This window comes from Pseudoalteromonas sp. S2721 (assembly GCF_005887425.1).
GTDB lineage: Bacteria > Pseudomonadota > Gammaproteobacteria > Enterobacterales > Alteromonadaceae > Pseudoalteromonas > Pseudoalteromonas simplex.
Genome location: NZ_PNCZ01000165.1, coordinates 1 through 286, shown reverse-complemented (window position 1 = coordinate 286; position 286 = coordinate 1). Strand labels below are relative to the sequence as shown.

Sequence of the window (286 nt, the reverse complement as noted above, 5' to 3'; positions counted from 1 at the left end):
CGCTGACTAACAGCAATGTTATTAGAGTTGATGTGATTAACTACGGCGGCATTATCACGCGTATTGAAACGCCAGATGAAAAAGGCGAAATGGGTAATATTGTACTGGGTTTAGATAACCTAGAAGCATACAAAAAAGCGACAACTTACTACGTGGCAATCATCGGTCGGTGTGGTAACCGTATCGCAAACTTTAAATTCACCTTAAATGGCACTGAATACCAATTAGCGTCTAACGATGGTGACAACCATTTACATGGTGGTGTACAAGGTTTCTACAAATAAGT

Annotated in this window: 1 protein-coding gene; it reads left to right on the top strand. The window is 40.2% G+C overall.

From position 1 onward, the window contains the following. The coding region (locus tag CWC02_RS20665) for an aldose epimerase family protein (RefSeq protein ID WP_502705415.1) at positions 1-284 on the top strand (284 nt) is incomplete at its 5' end. Positions 285-286: the final 2 nt, after the last annotated feature.